The organism is Bartonella sp. AA86SXKL, assembly GCF_042196885.1.
This window is the reverse complement of sequence record NZ_JBHIRE010000468.1, coordinates 1-616: the sequence shown is the minus strand read 5'-3', so window position 1 is coordinate 616 and position 616 is coordinate 1. Positions and strand designations below refer to the sequence as shown.

Annotated in this window: 1 protein-coding gene; it reads right to left on the bottom strand. The window is 35.2% G+C overall.

Annotated elements, in window-relative coordinates:
• Nucleotides 1–208: 208 nt before the first annotated feature.
• Nucleotides 209–616 (bottom strand): site-2 protease family protein (locus tag ACFIO5_RS12675; RefSeq protein ID WP_375705596.1); only part of this gene is annotated, 408 nt, incomplete at its 5' end.

Sequence of the window (616 nt, the reverse complement as noted above, 5' to 3'; positions counted from 1 at the left end):
CATTGGCTTTTGTACCTTATCTTATTCCCTGAACACAACGCCTCAAAAAGCTAACTGCCATAACAATTCTTTTACACAGCGAGACTTCTCACCCCTTAATTACTCATTATAGCGCATGATGCCACAATATTTTGTGGATATGGTAAACGACTTTTCAGTTGTATTTTTCTACTATTACCTAATTTATAAAATGTTTTCCATAATTTAATTAGCTAAACCAACAAAAATAATCATTAAAGAGTGCAAAAAGCATAAATGAGAGAACAAAGCAGAGGCCTAAGCGAAAAATAATCTCCCGAATTTTAGCTGATATTGGCCTCCCAGTAATGATTTCAACAACATGAAATAACAAATACCCACCATCAAGTGGAGGAATTGGAAAAAGATTAATAAGTCCAACACCTATCGAAAGAAAAGCTGTAAAATTCAATAAAGAGAGAAAACCTGTTTCACTCACTTGCCAAGCAATTTTAACCGTCTTAGAAGGACCACTTAGCCGACAATGATCTTCCTTCCCCCCTATTAAACGACTCATAAAAAAAATTGTTTGAGTGACAATAAAAGTAGCACGTTCTGATGCTTCTCTTACAGCCCTGCTAAAACCATAACGAACATG